Here is an 818-nt window from a genome sequence, read left to right as displayed (position 1 = left end):
ACCAAGAAAGAAGCGGCCGCATTCTTACGTTTAAGTGCCAAACGACAGCCCACGATCGCGGTGATCTGATCGGGAGTGGGGATCCCCGTGAAGGAGGTGAAGGCGAGGCCGCCCGCCTTTTTGGCAACTTTGAGCCAGTCGATGCGTCGGAAGACGTCCTCTACGGCTTCTCCCGCCCTCGTCAGCGCGGGCCGCTTCTCGATCAACCCCGTGACGATGCCCTCGATCACCGCAATCTTGGCGTCTTCGAAGCCCTGGAAGCGCCATCCGTTGAATTTGAGGCAGAGGACCTTGGATTCCTTTTCGAAGCCGGCCTCGATCATCTCGAGGACACTGGATTTGCCGGCACCCCAATCGCCATGCACGCCGATCGTTACCGGTTGATCTGGCCGGTCCCGCAGGAGCTTTATGATCGTCGTCGCGATCGCCTCGTTGTTGAGGAGATCGACCTTGGTTTCGTTATCGGTCAGGATCATCGGCTGCCCCCGTGTTGATCGAAAAGTTCCCGCGACGGGATGAAGGGGCGACCCGTTTCAGCAGCCCTGCGCACTTTGCGTTCGAGGACCGCCTTCAGCGGGATCTGACGATCGAGTGCGTCGTAGATGTCGCGGCCATCCATGCAGATGAGCCGCTTGCCCGAACCGAACGCCGCCAGGCCCTCGGTCGTGAAACCGTTGTAGCTCACGAATAGACCGCGGGCCCACGCGGCCTTCTGGTCGAGCTTACCGTGGAAGACATGGAGGTCGGCGACACCCGTCGGCTGTGAATGCCATTTTGCCTCGAGGAGGTAGGTTTCCTCGCCGAGCAGGAAACTGCCG

Annotated in this window: 2 protein-coding genes; both read right to left on the bottom strand. The window is 60.5% G+C overall.

The features are described from left to right. A partial coding sequence (locus N181_RS27865) for a KAP family P-loop NTPase fold protein (protein WP_060564038.1) occupies positions 1–476 on the bottom strand: 476 nt, incomplete at its 3' end. Next, on the bottom strand, positions 473–818 hold a 346-nt coding region (locus tag N181_RS27860), incomplete at its 5' end, for a restriction endonuclease (protein ID WP_060564036.1). The genes N181_RS27865 and N181_RS27860, both read right to left, overlap by 4 nt.

The sequence above is a fragment of the Sinorhizobium fredii USDA 205 genome, from assembly GCF_001461695.1.
In the GTDB taxonomy this organism is placed as follows: domain Bacteria; phylum Pseudomonadota; class Alphaproteobacteria; order Rhizobiales; family Rhizobiaceae; genus Sinorhizobium; species Sinorhizobium fredii.
The sequence above is the reverse complement of the archived record's forward strand: the minus strand, read 5'-3'. Positions and strand labels throughout refer to the sequence as shown.